This is a genomic window from Mediterranea sp. ET5 (assembly GCF_023337025.1).
Taxonomy (GTDB): Bacteria; Bacteroidota; Bacteroidia; order Bacteroidales; family Bacteroidaceae; genus Phocaeicola_A.
This window is the reverse complement of sequence record NZ_JAMBLN010000003.1, coordinates 165,987-183,445: the sequence shown is the minus strand read 5'-3', so window position 1 is coordinate 183,445 and position 17,459 is coordinate 165,987. Positions and strand designations below refer to the sequence as shown.

Annotated in this window: 10 protein-coding genes; 4 read left to right on the top strand and 6 right to left on the bottom strand. The window is 48.3% G+C overall.

Features of this window, described 5'->3' with window-relative positions; translation table 11 throughout:
• Window positions 1-126: 126 nt before the first annotated feature.
• The 4 genes from M3087_RS03590 to M3087_RS03575 all read left to right on the top strand — a co-directional run bounded on the left by M3087_RS03590 (window position 127) and on the right by M3087_RS03575 (window position 7,205).
• Window positions 127-1,407 (top strand): AAA family ATPase, encoded by a 1,281-nt coding sequence (locus M3087_RS03590; RefSeq protein WP_249093793.1) that lies wholly within the window; start codon window positions 127-129, stop codon window positions 1,405-1,407.
• Window position 1,408: 1 nt separating this feature from the next.
• On the top strand, window positions 1,409-2,020 hold the full coding sequence (locus M3087_RS03585) for an RloB family protein (protein ID WP_249093791.1): 612 nt from the start codon (window positions 1,409-1,411) through the stop codon (window positions 2,018-2,020).
• Between the two features lie 327 nt (window positions 2,021-2,347).
• Window positions 2,348-5,392 carry a SusC/RagA family TonB-linked outer membrane protein gene (locus M3087_RS03580; RefSeq protein WP_410796827.1) on the top strand — a complete coding sequence of 1,015 codons (3,045 nt, stop codon included), beginning with the start codon at window positions 2,348-2,350 and terminating at the stop codon, window positions 5,390-5,392.
• 13 nt (window positions 5,393-5,405) lie between these two features.
• Entirely contained in the window at window positions 5,406-7,205 is a 1,800-nt protein-coding gene (locus M3087_RS03575) for a RagB/SusD family nutrient uptake outer membrane protein (RefSeq protein WP_249093787.1), read from the top strand.
• A gap of 151 nt (window positions 7,206-7,356) precedes the next feature.
• Here M3087_RS03575 and M3087_RS03570 read toward each other — a convergent pair whose 3' ends face one another.
• From M3087_RS03570 to M3087_RS03545, 6 genes are all read right to left on the bottom strand, one after another.
• Entirely contained in the window at window positions 7,357-8,571 is a 1,215-nt protein-coding gene (locus M3087_RS03570; protein WP_249093785.1) for a thioredoxin family protein, read from the bottom strand.
• A gap of 1 nt (window position 8,572) precedes the next feature.
• Entirely contained in the window at window positions 8,573-10,075 is a 1,503-nt protein-coding gene (locus tag M3087_RS03565) for a PKD-like family lipoprotein (protein WP_106484574.1), read from the bottom strand.
• 21 nt (window positions 10,076-10,096) lie between these two features.
• Window positions 10,097-10,792 (bottom strand): DUF4843 domain-containing protein, encoded by a 696-nt coding sequence (locus tag M3087_RS03560; RefSeq protein WP_249093783.1) that lies wholly within the window; start codon window positions 10,790-10,792, stop codon window positions 10,097-10,099.
• Between the two features lie 7 nt (window positions 10,793-10,799).
• On the bottom strand, window positions 10,800-12,203 hold the full coding sequence (locus M3087_RS03555; RefSeq protein ID WP_022385175.1) for a RagB/SusD family nutrient uptake outer membrane protein: 1,404 nt from the start codon (window positions 12,201-12,203) through the stop codon (window positions 10,800-10,802).
• Window positions 12,204-12,245: 42 nt separating this feature from the next.
• Window positions 12,246-15,485: a SusC/RagA family TonB-linked outer membrane protein gene (locus M3087_RS03550; RefSeq protein ID WP_249093782.1), complete on the bottom strand. Its 3,240-nt coding sequence runs from the start codon at window positions 15,483-15,485 to the stop codon at window positions 12,246-12,248.
• A 377-nt stretch (window positions 15,486-15,862) separates the two neighbouring features.
• Window positions 15,863-17,458 carry a PKD-like family lipoprotein gene (locus tag M3087_RS03545; protein ID WP_022385173.1) on the bottom strand — a complete coding sequence of 532 codons (1,596 nt, stop codon included), beginning with the start codon at window positions 17,456-17,458 and terminating at the stop codon, window positions 15,863-15,865.
• Between the last annotated feature and the right edge of the window lies 1 nt (window position 17,459).

Below are 17,459 nucleotides of genomic sequence, written 5' to 3'. Positions count from 1 at the left end.
GTAAACTGGTATTAAAATATTGCTAAAACGTAGTTTTATTACAAAATATGCAAAACGTATCCCCTTTGTAAGAAAAATAATTTGTATTTTTACAATTAGATTACAATAATGGCATAAATATATTCTATGATAAGAGATTTTTGGGTAAGGAATTATCTTTCCATTCGCGATAAGCAGGAGCTGAGTTTCTTGGCAAAAGGTCCTTCTTCGGAACTTGTTGCAGAGGTTACAGAAGGAGTATTCTTGTACAAGTTAGGAATCCTGTACGGTTCTAATGCTTCAGGAAAATCAAATATGTTGATTGCTTTGAATGAGGTTTTTCGTTTGTTGATACAGCCAAAATCAGATGCGGCTCAAAGAATAAATGGCAGAATTCCTTTCATTCTCACAAAGGATGAACCAACTCAGATGCACGTATCATTTTATGCAGACGGCATCAGATATGACTATGACGTAGAATTCAATGATAAATATATTCTGCATGAGAGCCTGTATTACTATCCAAACAAATCAAAGTCGTTGTTTTATGAGCGTGTGTTTATTGGTGATAATGTGCAGGCTGAAGTTAAGTTTGGACCAAGTCTTAAACTACTAGTCAAGACGCAAGATAGTATTCGGGAAAATACGTTGAATAATCATAGTGTTTTGTCTGTTTGTAGAAAAGCTGCCTTAAAAGAAGATATTGCTCCGTTCAATGTTCTTCATGGTTGGATAATGGAAAATTATCACGATGTAGACGGTGATGTAGAAAGGGGAATTGTCGAAATCCTAAAGGATGCATATAGTAATCCTTCAAAGTGTAAGTTCTACAACACCATGCTTCAAAAGGCCGATTTGAATATCTTGGAATATAGACCTTCTGTAGAAGACCGCTTTGTTCCTGCCGAATTTCGTGAGCGTATTCAGAAAGAAAACATTCCGGAAGAAATGAAAGATGTGTTGCTGAAACCGACAACCGATTCCATTACGTTTCTGAATCATTCTGACAATGGCGATTTTGATATTCCACTGAAGTGGCAATCAAAAGGAACGCAGAAATACATTCGCATTCTTGATGCGTTGTACGATATGATTTCAAGTTCTCATGTATTCTTCCTTGATGAACTTGGCGAGGATTTGCACAACGACCTGTTGTATTACTACCTCAACGTCTTTATCTTCAACTCCGAAAAGTCTCAGTTGATTATTACAAGTCAGGAAACAACGCTCCTTTCTCAGGATTTGATTAATGAAAACAGGGGTGTGGTATGGTTCGTGGAGAAGAACAAGCAGACCGCATCTTCTGAATATTCTCGCGGTGACTCTTTCGGGTTGCATAAGAATTTGTCCCTGTTTAACTCTTATCGTATTGGACGTTTGGGAGCAAAGCCTGAGCTGGGTAGTATCTTTATAAATATAGAGGATTGATATGGGGAGATTACGACAAACTGCACTTATCCTGGGTGAAGGTCCTACGGAATTTTTCTACTTCAAATCCTTGTGTGATATATTCAAGAGCGTGACCATCAAGCCTGACTATCCCAAGCATACAAGCATGAAGGAACTTGAAGCTAAGATTGCTGATGGTGTGGCAATGGGCTACAACCATATATTCTGCATTGTCGATATGGACACGAGGGATGTGGAACCGGAGCGTTCTCAATATCAAAAATTAAAGATGAAATATGCCAAGCCTGTTGCCAAGCCCAAGAAAGGTATATATTGTAAGGTTGAGTTCTTTGAGACTCACCGCTGTACGGAATTATTCTTCCTCTACTATTTTCGATACACTTCACGTCTATATGAGACACAAGAGCCCTTGCTCAAAGATCTTAACCAATGTATTGCCTATCAAAAGACTGCCGATTTCTTTATCAAGACTAAAGGGTTGCATGGTTACTTTGAACGAAATGGTGGCAGTCTTGAGAAGGCTGTAGCCAATGCCAACCGTTCTATGGAAGAGAAACAGAAGAGCGCTAGAGATTATACTTACTCTGAGCTTGGACGATTAATTATTGCGTTGAACAATCTCTCAAAATAGAAAGATAGGAAGGGATTTGTATCAGCTCTATCTGAAAGCAAAGTAAAAGGATAAAGACTTCTAAACTTACTGGAATAAAATGAATGCAAAGTAACTCTTATGTGCCTGATGTGAAGAGTTTCAGATTTTTATCTCGAGTACTAAAAGTTAAAATCGTACATTAACATTCTTATTTAACATTTAAGAAATGGGAATTTATGGGTTCTTTCTATCTTTGCACACGAAATCATTTCCTTTTTACTAAACCTATTACTAACAACCTGACCTTATGATGAAAAACAAGGCAAGCAGTGAACGCTTCTCCAGCGTCACGAAGACTTCTTTTATCTGGGGATTTTCCAGTCTGTTGATAGCAGCTCCTCTTTCTGCCAAAGTGGCGTGGGGGGGGAGGTAAAAACAACTAATCCTCAGGAGGTTTTACAATCCAAGACCGTATCCGGTCAAGTGCTCGATGAGAAAGGCGAACCCATGATTGGCGTTTCCGTTCTGGTGAAGGGAACGAAGGTGGGTGCCATCACAGACTTCGAGGGAAACTTCAAACTCACTGCTCCGTCCGGGGCAACCGTTCTCCAATTGACTTACATGGGTTACAAAGCCCAGGATGTTTCCATCACTCCTGGTCGCATGACCATCAGGATGGAACCTGACAACCAGCTACTGGATGAAGTGGTCGTTGTGGGCTATGGTACCGTGAAGAAGCGGGACCTCACAGGGGCGGTGGCTTCCATGAAGAATGAAGATATTGTGGTATCACCCACTAATAATGTGATGGAAGCTTTGCAGGGAAAAGTGGCGGGTATGGACATCGCCAAAACCAGTGGCCAATTGGGACAGAAACCCACCATTCTGTTACGAGGCTCACGCTCCATTTACGGAAGTAACGAGCCGCTGTTTATCATCGACGGATTGCCCGGCAGCTATGACCAGGTCAATCCTTCCGATATTGAGTCCGTCGATGTGTTGAAGGATGCTTCTTCGACAGCTATTTATGGTTCTGCCGGTGCAAATGGTGTCGTCATTATCACGACCAAAAGAGGACGGGCAGGAAAGGCGACAGTGAATTTCGATGCTTATTACGGTTTCAGCGGTTCTCCGGAGTTTAAACATGGCATGGTCGGTGACGAATGGCTGGCTTACCAGCGTGAGGCTTATAAATATAAGAATGGAGACTATCCTGCCAATATTGCAGCACTGATGGGTGGCGATGAAAACTACATCGATGCTTATAATGCCGGCAAATGGATTGATTGGGTGGATGAAGTGTCAGGAGGAACTGCTACTACGCAGAAATACACCATGTCGGTGACCGGAGGAACGGAAGATACCCAGGTTTTTGCTTCTGCCACTTACAGCCAGGATACCGGTTTGTTGGAGAATGAGAAACAGGACCGTTATTCCGTGCGTCTGAACATTGATCAGCGTATTTTCTCGTGGGCTAAGCTCGGCTTTACTTCGAACCTGAATTATACCATAGCTGATGCCGGTGTAAAGAATACGTTCACTAGGGCACTGACAGCTTTTCCTTTGGGAGACGTCTATGATGAACAGGGAGAACTGCAACCGGAGTATATCAAAGACCAATATTCCCCGATGGGCGATTACATCAAGAATCAATATGCCAACAATACCCGTGCAACCTACATCAATACAAATGCCTACCTGGAGTTGTCGCCGGTAAAAGGCTTGACGCTGAGAAGCCAACTGAACACAACCTTGAATTATTCCCGTCAGGGACAATATTGGGGAGCATATTGCAATGCCAACCGTCCGACCTATGCCGGAACCCCTCATGCTTCTATAACCAATAACCATTCCAACAGTTACACTTGGGAGAACATAGCCTCCTATAACATTACCCTGGCAGACGATCACGACTTGGGTATTACCGGTATTACTTCCTGGCAAAAGTCTCAGGATGAGAGTTCCTTGGCGGGAGGTAGTGGACAAGACCTGGATGTCTGGAGCTTCTGGAGATTGATGTCTACAACCAGTCAGCATGTGGAATCGGATTTTAAGCAGAAACAGAAGATGTCCTATGCTTTGCGTTTCAATTATGCCTATAAAGGGAAGTACCTTTTCACTTTCTCTAATCGTTGGGATGGAGTATCGTTCTTCTCAGATGGTAATAAGTGGGACTCGTTCCCTGCTGCGGCGTTGGCATGGCGTATTTCCGATGAAGGATTTATGGAGGGAAGCCGTGGATGGCTGGATAATCTGAAACTTCGCATTGGTTATGGTGTAACCGGAAATTCCGGTGGGGTGGATGCATACTCTACACAGACGAGGGCTTATAAGTATTCCGGTAATGGTGTGACTGTGAATGGAAATATTGTTTCTTTCACTCAATACACAGAAACTTACGGTAGCCCTTCGTTAGGCTGGGAAAAGTCATATAACTGGAATTTAGGTTTGGATTTTGCAATCTTGGGAAATCGTATAGATGGAACTATTGACATGTTCCGTACAAAAACGGATGGATTGTTGTTCAAGCGTACGATGCCGGTAACCAGCGGTGCCACAGGATGGGGAAGGCCTCTGGACAGCTGGGAGAATATTGCCAAGACGAGCAATAAGGGAGTGGAAGTGACTGTCAACAGTCGTAATATCCGCACGAAGGATTTTACTTGGAACACGACTTTGTCGGCTACCTGGAGCAAGGAGCAGATCGATGAGCTTCCTGACGGAGACCTTATTAAAGAGAACCTTTTTGAAGGACATCCCATCAAGTCTGTTTATGGTTATAAATATTTAGGTATTTGGGGAACGGACAGTTCTCAGGATGAACTTGCTGTTTATGGTGTAAAACCCGGATGGGTCAAGGTGGAGACACTGGACAAGGATGGGGACGAAGGCAAACATAAATACAGCGAAGATGATCGTCAGGTACTCGGACATATCAATCCTGACTGGATTTTCGGTTTGAACAATACGTTTACCTATCGTGATTTTGACCTTTCGTTTTTCACAATGGCGCGTTATGGACAAACAATCAGCAGTGATCTTTTAGGCCGTTATACGGCGGACTACAGCTTGACGACCAATCAGCTTGCCGGTGTAGATTATTGGACGGAAGAAAATCAAAAAGCTTATTATCCGGTGCCGGGCAGTGGTACGGAACAAAGTGTGATGGATGCTCTGCGTGTGCATGATGGTTCGTTCATCAAAATCAAGAACATCACTTTGGGATACACCCTTCCAAAGAAGATATCGCGTTATGCATTGATGGAGCGTTGTCGCATTTATGCTACGGCTTATAATCCTTTCATTTTTGTCAAGGACAAGAAGCTTAAGGGGACAGATCCGGAAATGAATGGTTCTGATGCCTTCCCTACATATAAGCAATTTGTCTTTGGTATAAACCTCACTTTCTAATAAACGGACAGATATGAAAAACAACATCAAAAAGATAAGTTTTGCTGCTGCTGTATCAGTGGCAACCCTCTTCCATTCGTGTTCCCTTGACGAAGTGAATCCCGGGGGATTTACGATGGACAATATGGCGGCTAACTCTGTGGAGTCTTATAACACGTTGGTCAATCAGTGCTATTTTGCCATGGAGAGATACTTTTATGGTGCAGAAAATTGGATGGCTTTGACTGAAGGAGATACGGATTTGTGGACTTATAGGGCGAATCAGTCAACATCATGGACGCAATGGTTCTGGTTCTTTGCAGGAGCTGCCCCTAATACGACCTATACGAATAACTGGTGGAATGGTACATATGATGGTATAGGCAGCTGCAATATGGCGATCTCATTGGCTGCCAAGGCTCCTTTCAAGACACAGGATGAACGCGACGCCAAAGTGGCGGAAGCGCGTTTCTTGCGGGCTGTTTATTATTTCAATGCGGTGGAGCAATTTGGCGGTGTGACATTGCTGACCCAACCATCGGAAAAGATGGATTTTGCTCCGGTGCGAACTGATCCGATGACTATTTATCGGGAAGTGATTATTCCTGATTTGGAGTTTGCTGCCGTACATTTGACAAAAGGAGATGATAAGACGACGACAGTGCCAACGCGGAAGGCTGCAATCGGCTTCCTTGCCAAGGCATGTTTGCAGACTTATGAATACGGTGCGACGGAGTTTCTGCAGAAAGGACTTGATGCAGCCAAAGAACTGATTGATGATTGTGAATCGGGTGGCACAAAGTACAATGCATATATGTATCCTGACTTTGGAGAGGTGTTTGCAGAGAAAAACAATTGGAATAACAAGGAAGCCTTGTGGAAACATCGTTGGTATGCCGGTGCTGACGGGCATGGTTCCAGCAACGGCAACTGGAAACTGAACCGTAATGATGAGTATTTCCTTTGTGACCTCAATCGATTTGGGGCACGAGAGGATACGCAGGCTTCGCGTCTGACATGGGAAGGAAGCCAAGCTGGATTGTTCATGCCTACTCAGCATCTGCTCAGTCTTTTTGTGCAGAAGGACGGTACGCTCGACCCACGTTTCCATCAGATATTCCAAACGGAATGGAAAGCCAATAAAGCCTATGAGTGGGATAAAGATGCGTTAACCAATTATGGAAAAGACGCATCCGTATTGGGGCAGTCGTTGGCTGTTGGAGATGAGGCTGTCAGGATTATCCTGCCTCAAGATACCGATTATGCAGAGTGGAAAGCCCGGAAGCGTACGGATAAGGTGCTGGTTGTTGATTATGCGGATGTATATGACGATGTCAAGCATAATGTAAAGATGCAATATGAAGGGAAGGAGAATCAGTTCCGTTATTTCTATCCGTCCCTTACCAAGCACAATAGCAGTAACTATTATGTGGCCAATCCAGCCAAAAAACGTAATGGTAACTTGAATGCGACCTTTATCATGCGTATGGCGGAGGTGTATTTGATAGCAGCTGAATTGGACATCTATTTGAACGGAGGCTCTCATGCAGCAAATTATATCAATAAGGTAAGAGCTCGTGCAGGAGCTGTCCCATTGACAACCAAGCCGACGGTACGTGACGTGCTGGATGAGCGTGGCCGTGAATTGTGTGGTGAGTATTGCCGCTTTTATGACCTGAAACGTACAGGCATGTTTAAAGATGCGACTTATTTGAGTGAGACGCATCCGGATCTGGCCCAATATTTCAAGCCGGAATATGCTTTGCGTCCTATATCAACGACATTTACGGCTACTATTACCAATAGTGCGGAATATCAGAATCCAGGCTATTGATAGCGATTGTAAACAAACAGGATGCACCGGGCCATGCCTGGTGCATCCTGGAATCGCCTGAGAATACTCTTCTCGTAGATTATGGTATGAGTGGTATTCTCAGGCGATTTGTTTGTGTTTGTAACTTGTCTGGGGCATCGTGTGGAGAACTTCATTCTCCCTTTTCCCGGTCAAACACAATACCCAGTAACGGATAGACGGCGTTGCTCAAGGTCGGTGCCTTATAAAAAGGCAAGTATGCTAGAGCCTGGTATGCTTTCCGATAATTGCCTGCACGTGCGTAGGCTGCAGCGAGATAAGACAATGTGTTTTGGGAAGGAGACAGATGGAAAGCCTTTTTTGCCAGATGGAGTGTTGCGGAAAGCTCTTCCGTGCCGGGGTTGTAGTCGGACTGGAAGAATTTGCTGATGATGAGTGTGTAGTAAAGCTCTGAGTAGAATGACGGATGGTCCTGCTCGTGTGCCTGGCACAATTCAACAGCTTGTTGAAGCCCTTCGCCATATTGTGCGCTGAAGAGTTTCTGCTCGATTTCCCTTATCTTATTATATAGCTCTTTATCCGGATAGTCCAATCTGTTGAGCAATTGCAAGTCTGCAGCATATAGGTTTTTGTCCGTATTGAAATGCATCATCGGAATGCGTACCAGAACCAAGTAGATTGCCTTGTCAACCTCTTCTTGTGTCAGTTGTTCTCTGTAAGAGGATGACTGTCCGAGCAAGGTACGCAGGATGAGATCGTCCTCCAGATTACGGGTGAAGCGCATCACCATTCTGCCTGTACTTGGGCTGCGGAGCTGTTCCGGTGTCAGCCCGGCAAGATATTGGTTCAGGAAAGGACGGACACTGTCGGGATGGAACTGTGGCAGTACCTCGAAGAGATATTCTTCGACAAACGCCGTGTCGCGTTCTCCGCCTTTCCAACGTGTTGTAAATTCCTTCAGACGTTTTCCCTTCTGATTCTCTACCGCTTCGTGGACTGCTTGCAGGAATGTTTCTCCCGGCATATAGCCTGAACGACTGTCAAGCAACAGACCGTCGGCATCCAGCCAGTAGTAGGTAGGATACGCATTGGGCTTGAAGAGCCGGAAGAACGGATGTCCTGCCTGCTTCTCGGCATCAAGTTGGATGCAGACGAAGCGGTCATTCATGTATTTTCCTACGGCAGGGTCGGAGAATACTTCGCGAGCCATACGTTTGCATGGTCCGCACCATGATGTGTAGACGTCTATGAAGATGTTCTTCTGCTCCTGTCGGGCAGTCTCCAGTACGGTCTCCCAGTCGTCAGCGGTGCTGAAGTGGATTTGTGCTTGCAGCCGGGTGGAGACGGCTGCAAGCAGGATGAAACAGAGAGATAGGATGCGTGTCATATCAATATTTGCTTTCAAAGTCAACGATACGGTCGGCGAAATGCTCGTGGCGTATGCTCTCTTCCAGACGGAGACCACCATCGGTCTGGATGGTCAGTCCGACGAAGCCTGCCGGTTGGGAGGTAGCCTGTGTGTCGCGGAAGGCTACCCACAGCCGATTGCCTGCACGCTCGATTTCAATGTGGTCGATGGTGCATCCGCTACCGATATCATAAAGTGCCTGTCCCGTGCGGCTCAAAACATTGTAGACATAGATTTGATTGCCTGCGGCATAGAACAAGTAACCTGAGAAGTTGGCGGAGCAGGAGAAGCTGACAGCTTCGTTGATGGCAGGCGACTGGATGACATCGTTGCCCAAATCCTTAAAGTAAGTGCTTGGTTCATCAATATTCGCGTAGAAGGCGATGCCCATACGCAACAAGTGCCGTTCGCCACCTTCGGTCTCAAATACACCGATGTATTCACGCGTTTCATCGGCACTACGAGAAGACAGACCGGCATAGAGACAGTCCATTCCTACATTGTCAGGGTCAAAGAAGCCGCCTGAAATTGCCATGCCCGACGAGGAGACGGTCGTCAGTGATGACGAAGTGATGCTGAGCTGTGCATAGAAGCAATGGTTCAGGTTATCGTAAAGCACGGTGCGGGAGACGCTTGATTCGTCGTCGCCGAAGTCTGCATTCTCTGCTATTTCGTAATCACCTCGCGGAGAGCTGAGATAGGGTTTCACAGTAGTGCTCGGCGGATTGGTATTGACTGCCCGGTCATAGACCAATCCATTGTCGATGAGGTATTCACGCATGTAGTTTTTAAAGTACGCCTGCGGTTTTACGTCTCCGATGTCGTTGATGAACAGGCTCTTGTATTCGCGGCTCTCTAGCATGGTGATATTGTCGAGAATCTTTCCGCCTTCCTCGTCCTGACAGAGAACAAGGACTTCGCTACTGGCATCGGTCGTGTATTTGTTGAAGTACACCCGGTGCGGATTCGTTCCGAGACTTTTTCCGTCGTTGAGCAGTCCGAAGACGTCGGTAATCAGTTCATCGCGTCCAGGTACCCAGAAGTTGAGTTCAGCCTGCCCGTTATTCTCGGCGAGGATGAGCAGTCCTTGGGTAAAGTCGTTCACCACGTTGATGATGAACTCTTTCTCATAGTATATGCCTGTGGTGCGGTCGAACACCTTGAACTTTCCGGTATGTTCTCCTGGAGTGAGCCCGATGATGGCGTCGAGGTCTTTAGTACGTGCCAGGGTGTCTGCTCCGAGACGACTGTTGCGGTCGTAGGCAATCCAAAGATAGTCGAGCTGCGACTCGTCATTGAAGGTTGTGGTGAGCGTGGGATGGATGCTGAGCGTACGATTGATGTATACGTTTTCATATTCATCTTCGATGCCTTCAATGGTGACTTCGTTGAGTTCCTTGAAGACCGTCTGTGTATTGTCCTCGACACAGGATGCGAAGAGGTATATAATGCCTGAAAGGAGTATGTAGGTTATCTTTTTCATGTCGGTAATGTGTTTATGCGGTTAGAGAGGTGACCAGTCGGCGGTAATCCATTGTTGAGTCTCTTCGTCCCAAAGTGGTTCTTTAAGCAATGCCTGATAGACCAGACGTCCATAGGACATAAAATCATTGATGAGGTTCATGTCCATTTCAGCCGGGAAGTCGAAGCCTTGAATCTGGATGCACAGCTGGTGCTTGGCTTTCGAATAGCTTCCGTAGTAGAGTGACAGAGGAATGTCCCAATAAGTGGGTTTGACGAGTTGGTCAGTGATGTTGAGTTTGAAGCTGAGATGTTCAGGAAAGCCAGGGTCAAAGTTTTCATTGCCACGCAAATGCAGTATGAGCGATACCTGATTGTTGTCCAAGTGCTCGGCAAGTACAGTGACAGGCAGGTAGGCATTGACTGAATCCGGTTGAAGAGTGATGACTTCGGGCAGGTCGCGGTAATGTACGCCGGCTTGTGCTGTCGATGCCGGGTCAATGTCGAAAGCGATGGAGCGGGTCCCCTTGGTAGAGGCTCCAATGATACGGATGGGGATGTTGACTACGTCTTCAGTCTTTTCGCCCGATGCAAAGGAATAGGACAGGCTGTCACCTTCGACGGGGGAGTTGAAGTAGACGGCGCTCTTGGCTTCATAGAGCATACGTTCGTTTTCCTGGCATCCTGCCAACCCTATGAGGGTGAGCAGTCCGGATATGAGGAGGATGGATGTTTTCATAATCGTTTTATTGGTTGGTAAAATTGGTGTTTTCTGTTGGTATCGGAAGTACGTACACGGCTTCGGCATCAGGCAGGACTCGTTTGGTAACGGGGGTTACGTTCATGCCCATACGTTTGTAGGCAAAGAAAGTCTGTCCTTCAGCAATGAATTCCTTGGCATACTCAGCTAACAGCTTGTCTTGTATGTTTTCGGCAGTCAACTCGTCGTTAGGCAGTCCGCGGTGGTATTGCAATTGATTGAAGTATTCGGTGGCTTCGGTCAGGTTAGGAGCTGTTTCAGTTGCAATCAGATACATTTCGGATACCTTGACCAAGGGAACACGTTCGCTATAGTTGTACTTGGTGATAAGATTATCCGAACCCGATGTCTCGATCCACCACAGGCGGCGATAGTCCATACTCAGAGAGGCGGGGAAGATGTTGTCGAGTGTGTTGCCTGTCAGGGCAAGGTAGTTGGAACTGGTGTTACCCACGTTGAAGTAGATGTCGACAATGTTGTCTTCCAGACCGACATCTTCCAGCGCGAAAAGGTTTTCCTGGACGAAGCCGTTCTGGTCAGTACCCGAGAGGTCGGCACTGGATATGAGCGGGAACAGTCCGCTGTCGATAATTTCAGTCGCATAGGTGAATGCCTGGTTCTTGCTGTCGGTACTGCCTTCATAGAGCAGGACGCGGGCAAGAACACCTGTCACAGCATAATAGTTCATGCGATATTCTCGTCCCTTGCGGATACCCGTCAGGTTGTCAAGGTCATAGTCACTGTGGTGCGGGCCATAAGGGTCGACTTCGGCGAGCAGGGAGCGTGCTTCAGTCAGGTCGGCTTCGATGCGTTGCAGTACTTCGGCGGTGGTGAGTCGGGCGAAGAGCTGGTTGGTGAGCCGATCAACATAGGGGATGGCAGGGCGGTTCAGTCCGTTGCTCATGGCAGGGGAAGGGGCGAAAAGGCGGAGCAAGTCAAAATGGAGGTAGGCACGCAATCCGAGCGCTTCTCCGCGGATCAGTTCATATTCTCCTTCGGGCAGTGCGGAGCGGTTGGCTTCCATTTTCTCCAGTAAGCTGTTGGCGTTGGCGATACCATTGTAGAGTGCTTTCCAGAGTCCGTCCTTACGCGCTTCTTCTGTACTGTTGGTGTAGTCGTAGTTGTAAGCATAATAGAAGCTGTGGAGGGTATTTCCAATAGAAGAGTAGTATTGTCCGAGGACATCCATGTAGGTCATGGTCATCAGTCCGCCATATAGCTTCTCGTCTGCCATGGTGGCGTAGATACCGATAAGGGCGTCTCGCATGCCTTGTTCGGTCTCAAAGAAGTCGTCAGCCTTAAGTTCCGACTTGGGAGTGATATCGAACCAGTCTTCGCAGGAGGTCAGCGTGAACAAGGGCAATAGTATGAAGAGTAGGGTCTTTTTCATAAATTGTTGTCATATTAGAGTGAGATAAATAATTGTTTGCCGTCAGAAGGTGACTTGTGCTGCGATGGAAAAGTGACGGGCATACGGGTAATCCGTTCCTCTTTCTTGGCGCATGGTCGAAGCTTGCAGAAAATCGTTGGCATAGAACGTCAGTTTCAGATATTGGGCTCCGAAGCTCTTCACCCAGTCGCGATCGAAGGTATAGGCCAGGCTGAGCGAGGTGGCAGAGAGGAAATTGTCCTTTTCCACAAAGCGCGAGGTAGGACGGGTGACTGATTGGTCACTGATGCGCTTGAACACGGCAGGAACACCGGGAGTCTGCCAACGGTCGTACAATGCGCGCGAATCGACGTTGTTGAACGGGTCGACATTCTCCACCTTGTCCACCAACGTCTGGTTATAGGCATAGCCTCCGAAGCGATAGAAGAAGTTGGTGTTCAGTTCCCAGCCTTTCCAGTAGATGTTAAGTCCGAAGTTACCGCTCAGCTTGGGGTCGGTCGAGGCGTAGGGCACATAATCCTGTTCACTCCATTCGTTGGTGTAGGTACCGTCGCGCTTGATAAAGACCTCGTTACCTGTAGCGGGGTCGATACCGGCTGATTGGACTACCCAGATGGTGTTGATGGAAGCACCTTCGGCATAGCGGACGTAGGGAGCGGTTGACTCTTCGGCGTCAGCCTGCTGATTGTAGGAGCTGAGACCCGAGGAAATCTTCTTGAGCTTGTTGGTGTAGTGCTGTCCGTTGGCAAACACGTTTACGTGCCAGTCCTTGTTCTGGAAGATGCTCCAGCGTACGTTGAATTCGTAACCTTTGTTCTGTGTTTCGCCCAGGTTCTCCTTGTAGGAGTCAAAGCCAAGGTAGCTCATCATGTCAACATCGACGAGTAGGTCCTTGGAGTTTTCGATGAAGTAGTTGAAGTAACCCGACAGGCGGTTGTTGAAGAAGGCGAAGTCGACGCCGAAGTTGTGTTTCTGGGTACGTTGCCACTTCAGGTTCGAGTTGCCGAATGCTTTGATAACGGCACCGATGTAGTCCTGGTAAGACAGGTTGGTGTTGTACTGGTACATCATGAGAGCCTGGTAAGGATAGAAGTTCTGTCCACCGGTGAATCCGGTACTGGCGCGCAGACGGAGCTGATTGACAATGGGTGAGTCTTTGAATACTTGTTCATTGTGGATGTTCCATCCCAAACCTGCACTCCAGAAAGTGCCCCAGCGTTGCTCGCTGCCGAATTGTGACGAACCGTCGAGACGGATGGACCCGTCAACGAAGTAGCGGTCGTCATAGCTGTAGTTCACATTGGCAAAGAAACCCATCAGCCGGCTGATGGTAGCGTCGCCTTCCACTCCGGCACCTTCCAGGAAGCCTGCACCGAGTGAAGGATGGTCTAACTGCTGGTTCGGGAAGCCGTAGATGGTATAGCTGCTGTAGTCCTCATCTTCCGATGTGATGTTCCAACCGGCATTGACGCTGAGTGCGTGTTTCTTCCAATAATTGAAATAGGATAGTACGGCGCTTCCGTCATAAGATTCAGACACGGTGTTGCCCTTTTGGTAGCTACCCTTGTTCTCTTCCTGGTTGACGAAGTCGGTATGGTCGGCCGGTTTGAAGATGTCGCTGTAGCGATTGATGCGTTCGATGGAGAATTGTCCCTTGAATTTCAGGTTGGGCAGGATGTTCCACTCTACGCTGAAGTTGTCGACGAAGTCATCATACGTCGTCTGGTCTTTGGTGTTCAGGGTGGCGTTGTAAAGCGGGTTGCTCACAGCTGTCTGTGAAGAGTTGGCGTTGCTGCTTTCGAAGACAATCTGCTTCACCTGTCCGTTTTCGTCGTAGGGATAGTAGTACGGATTCATCAGGGCATATTGGCTGAAGGAACCGTAGGGTGAGTTGTTGGAGGTCACCTTGTCGTAGGTGATTTCGTTGCGGAAGCGTAGGTTCTTGTAGTTGTACTGCAACTTGATGCTGGTGCCCAGTTTTGTACGGTCTGATCCTTTCATCACACCGTCGGTCATGTTGTAGGTCAGGTCGACCCCATAGCGGAAGTTCTCATTGCCGCCTTCCAGCTGAATGCTGTGTTGGTTGCTGATGCCTGTCGATTTCAGCGGAAGCGCAAGCCAGTCAGTGTCAACGCCCCGTTGTACGAGTTTCAGGCGATCGTTGTAGTCCTGTCTGTACATCTCTTCCACGTAGGTGGCGTTGCTGCCTGAGTAGAGCCCGGCAAGCTGTTCGTAGCGCAGCTTTTCGGAGGCGTTGAGCAGGTGATAGTCCGAGAGATCGGCAACCTCAGCGCTGACGCTGCCATAGTAGTTGAGTTGCAGTTTGCCGAAAGCCGGTGCCTTCGTGTCGATGATAACGACACCATTGGCGGCACGGGAGCCGTAGATGGCAGTAGCGGAAGCATCTTTCAGGATGGAGATGTTCTGGATGCGGTTCGGGTCGAGGTCGTATACCTTTTCTACATCGACTTCGAAGCCGTCGAGAATAAAGGTCGGCAGGTTGGCGGAACCTTTGTAAGTCTCGCTCAGGTTACTTCCACTCGCATCGGGCAAGGAGTTCATACCGCGTACTTGCACGTTGGGGACTGCATTGGGGTTGGAACCCAGAGAGAGGTTATCCACCAGCTTGAATGAGGGATCGAGGGACGAGAGGGTGGAGAGCACATTCTTGTTGGAGATAGCGGCAAGCTCTTCACCACTATAGTTCACGGCTGCACCTGTAAAAGTTTGCTTGCGCTGTGTGTAGTAGCCTGTTACCACAACGTCATCGAGGGCACGGACATTCTCCAGCAGGGTGATTTTGAGTTCGTTCTGTTTACCGACTGCGACTTCCTGCGTTTCCGTTCCGATGAAGGAGAATACGAGGGTGGGGGCATTGCCTGAGACGGCTATTTGAAATTCACCGTCAAGATTGGTTCCACTTACGGTGTCGGTCCCCTTCAGGCGGACGCTGGCTCCCGGCAAGGGCATTCCGTCTTTGTCGACCACAACACCCTTGATGGTGCGCTTCTTATTGGCGTCGGTCTGTTTGATGATGATTTCCTTTCCGGAAATTTCATACGTGAGGTTCGTTCCCTTTAGGCATTTGTCCAGGATTTCCCGTATACTCTTGTCCTTTTCATTGAGGGTGATGTTTTTGACTGCTTGGATGTCGTTGGAGCCGTACATGAAGGTGAATCCGGTTTTCTTCTGTATCTCCCAAATGACTTGCTCCAAAGAGGCCTTTTGCAGGTTGAGGGTGATGCGCTGGTCGCTCTGAGCCCACACGCTGATGCTGAACAAACAGCAACCGGCAGCGACGAAACAACGCTTTAAGCTCTTAGAAAACAGACGATTGTTAGTGGGGGGGGGGTAAAACTCCCCTGATGCTCTTTTCTCTCAAGTCTTGGTTGTGCATAGTGCTAGTTTATTAGATGGTTTATGATGGAATAATTTCTCTCCACTCAAATCTTCAATGTGTCATGACAACCTTATAACAATTGAGGGGAGGAATATGGGTAGTGAAGTTTCAATTTTTTCCGATACAATCAGCCGCAGATGGCGTAGCTTTCCGAATCTTCTTCAGTAGGTTGGAGAAGGGGGCTACGTCGTCTGCGGCTGGAAAATGGAACGAAGGTGGTTGGTACGCTTCTTTCAGGGAAGATGTGTTCCCCGTAAGTCTAGTCGGTCAACGGATAGATGGGGTCGGAGTAGTGGTCACTACCCCGCACACTCATGGAGACAAGGAAGCGGACCGCTTTCACTTGGCCGGTACCTGTGATAACCCGGGACGGGTCGGCAATGGGACGTCCACCGTTCATGTCCTTTGAGGCGCTGTAGAAATAGAGCTTGTAGGTGTTGCCCGTCTGTGTGCCTACGATAAGGTCGTCGAAGTTGAACGAGGTGTCATAGCCGTACACCTCCGAGAGGTAGAAGTACTGGTTGGTCAGGTAGGTGATGTCCTCTCCGGCAGGAATGCCCGGGAGCGGGAACTCGCGTTCGTCGTTGCTCACCCAGCTGTAAGCGTAGAGCTTGTTGTCCTCTGAAATGGAATAGATGTAGGTGGCAGTCCGGCGGTTGATGGCGACAATCTTGTCACGGGCGATGTGAAGCGACGGGTCGAGCTTGATGATTTGCTTGATTTGTACACCGGTGAAGGTGAAGCCTCCGTCAAGCAGGAGCAGATAGCGGTCGCCTGTCGAAGGCTGCTCGCAGAGGAAATAGGCTACGACAGTCGGAGAATAGACGTCGCCCGTAATGTTGGCACCTGCCGAGATGCATTCCAGATCGTCGGGATAGGTGCTTCCGTCAGCGGAAGTCACCAGAGAAGACGGCTGGAAGTTGAAGTTGACGTCGCGCAGGGCATGCTCGCTGTTGCTCCAGTATACCATCTCCTGGCCATAGCTGACGGGGATGATGAACTTGCTCGCTCCGTGCTCGTCGGCAGGGAACCCGAGACGTCCGCTGTTGTAGTTCGTCCCCGAGAAGACGGTGGCGGCGGTGCGGATGCCTGTGTTCGAGAAGTAGACTGTGTGGTTGGGAGCACGGAAGATGATGTACGGCTCCTCGTTATCCATGTTGCCGGCATAGAAGAGGGTTTCGTTGTTGAAGACTTCCGTCAGCGATTCACTCTCGAAACCTTTGTACTCGTTCTCTTCCGTGAAGATGTGGACAAGGTTGCCGCGTGCCGTCCGGTTCAGTTCAGGATTGATAAACTCTCCGGTGTAGACCAGCGACAGGTTGCGTGGAGCACCGTTCATGGGGGCGCCGAGTTTCTTGGCAAGGATGTCTTCGCTCAGGATGCCTTCATTCCAGAGGTCGATGTCCGTATTGCCGTCGGCTGTCTCCTTGAGGATATAGAATCCTTTGGAGAAGGCGGTCGAGACGCTGAGATTCATCGTCGCTGTCTTGGAGAAGTCATTGGTCAGCGAGGTTACCTCGAAAACCAGGTGGTAGAGCCCCGAGGGCAGATTGACTTCGTAGTTCAGGTCTTTGGTTGTGGCAATCCGGTCTTTGCGGAAGCCGTTCTCCTGTTCCGGCGTGTTGTCGGCGTAGATGTACCAGGCATATTCCAGCTGATCCTCGGGATAATCGGTCGTAATGGTCGGCTGCACGTTCACGAAGTTTTGCGAGTAGGACACCACCGACTGGTCGGCGAGTCCGGCAATCTCGATGTCGCTCACATAGTTGGAGCCCAAGGTCGAATCATCGTCGTAGCATGACGAGAGGCAGCAGACGATTCCGACCAGGAGGTATTGGATGATTGTTCGTTTCATA

Coding starts and splice junctions, on each gene's coding strand:
- M3087_RS03575 (WP_249093787.1), top strand. CDS start 5,406: ATGAAAAACAACATCAAAAAGATAAGTTTTGCTGCTGCTGTATCAGTG.
- M3087_RS03590 (WP_249093793.1), top strand. CDS start 127: ATGATAAGAGATTTTTGGGTAAGGAATTATCTTTCCATTCGCGATAAG.
- M3087_RS03545 (WP_022385173.1), bottom strand. CDS start 17,458: ATGAAACGAACAATCATCCAATACCTCCTGGTCGGAATCGTCTGCTGC.
- M3087_RS03555 (WP_022385175.1), bottom strand. CDS start 12,203: ATGAAAAAGACCCTACTCTTCATACTATTGCCCTTGTTCACGCTGACC.
- M3087_RS03565 (WP_106484574.1), bottom strand. CDS start 10,075: ATGAAAAAGATAACCTACATACTCCTTTCAGGCATTATATACCTCTTC.
- M3087_RS03585 (WP_249093791.1), top strand. CDS start 1,409: ATGGGGAGATTACGACAAACTGCACTTATCCTGGGTGAAGGTCCTACG.
- M3087_RS03570 (WP_249093785.1), bottom strand. CDS start 8,571: ATGACACGCATCCTATCTCTCTGTTTCATCCTGCTTGCAGCCGTCTCC.
- M3087_RS03560 (WP_249093783.1), bottom strand. CDS start 10,792: ATGAAAACATCCATCCTCCTCATATCCGGACTGCTCACCCTCATAGGG.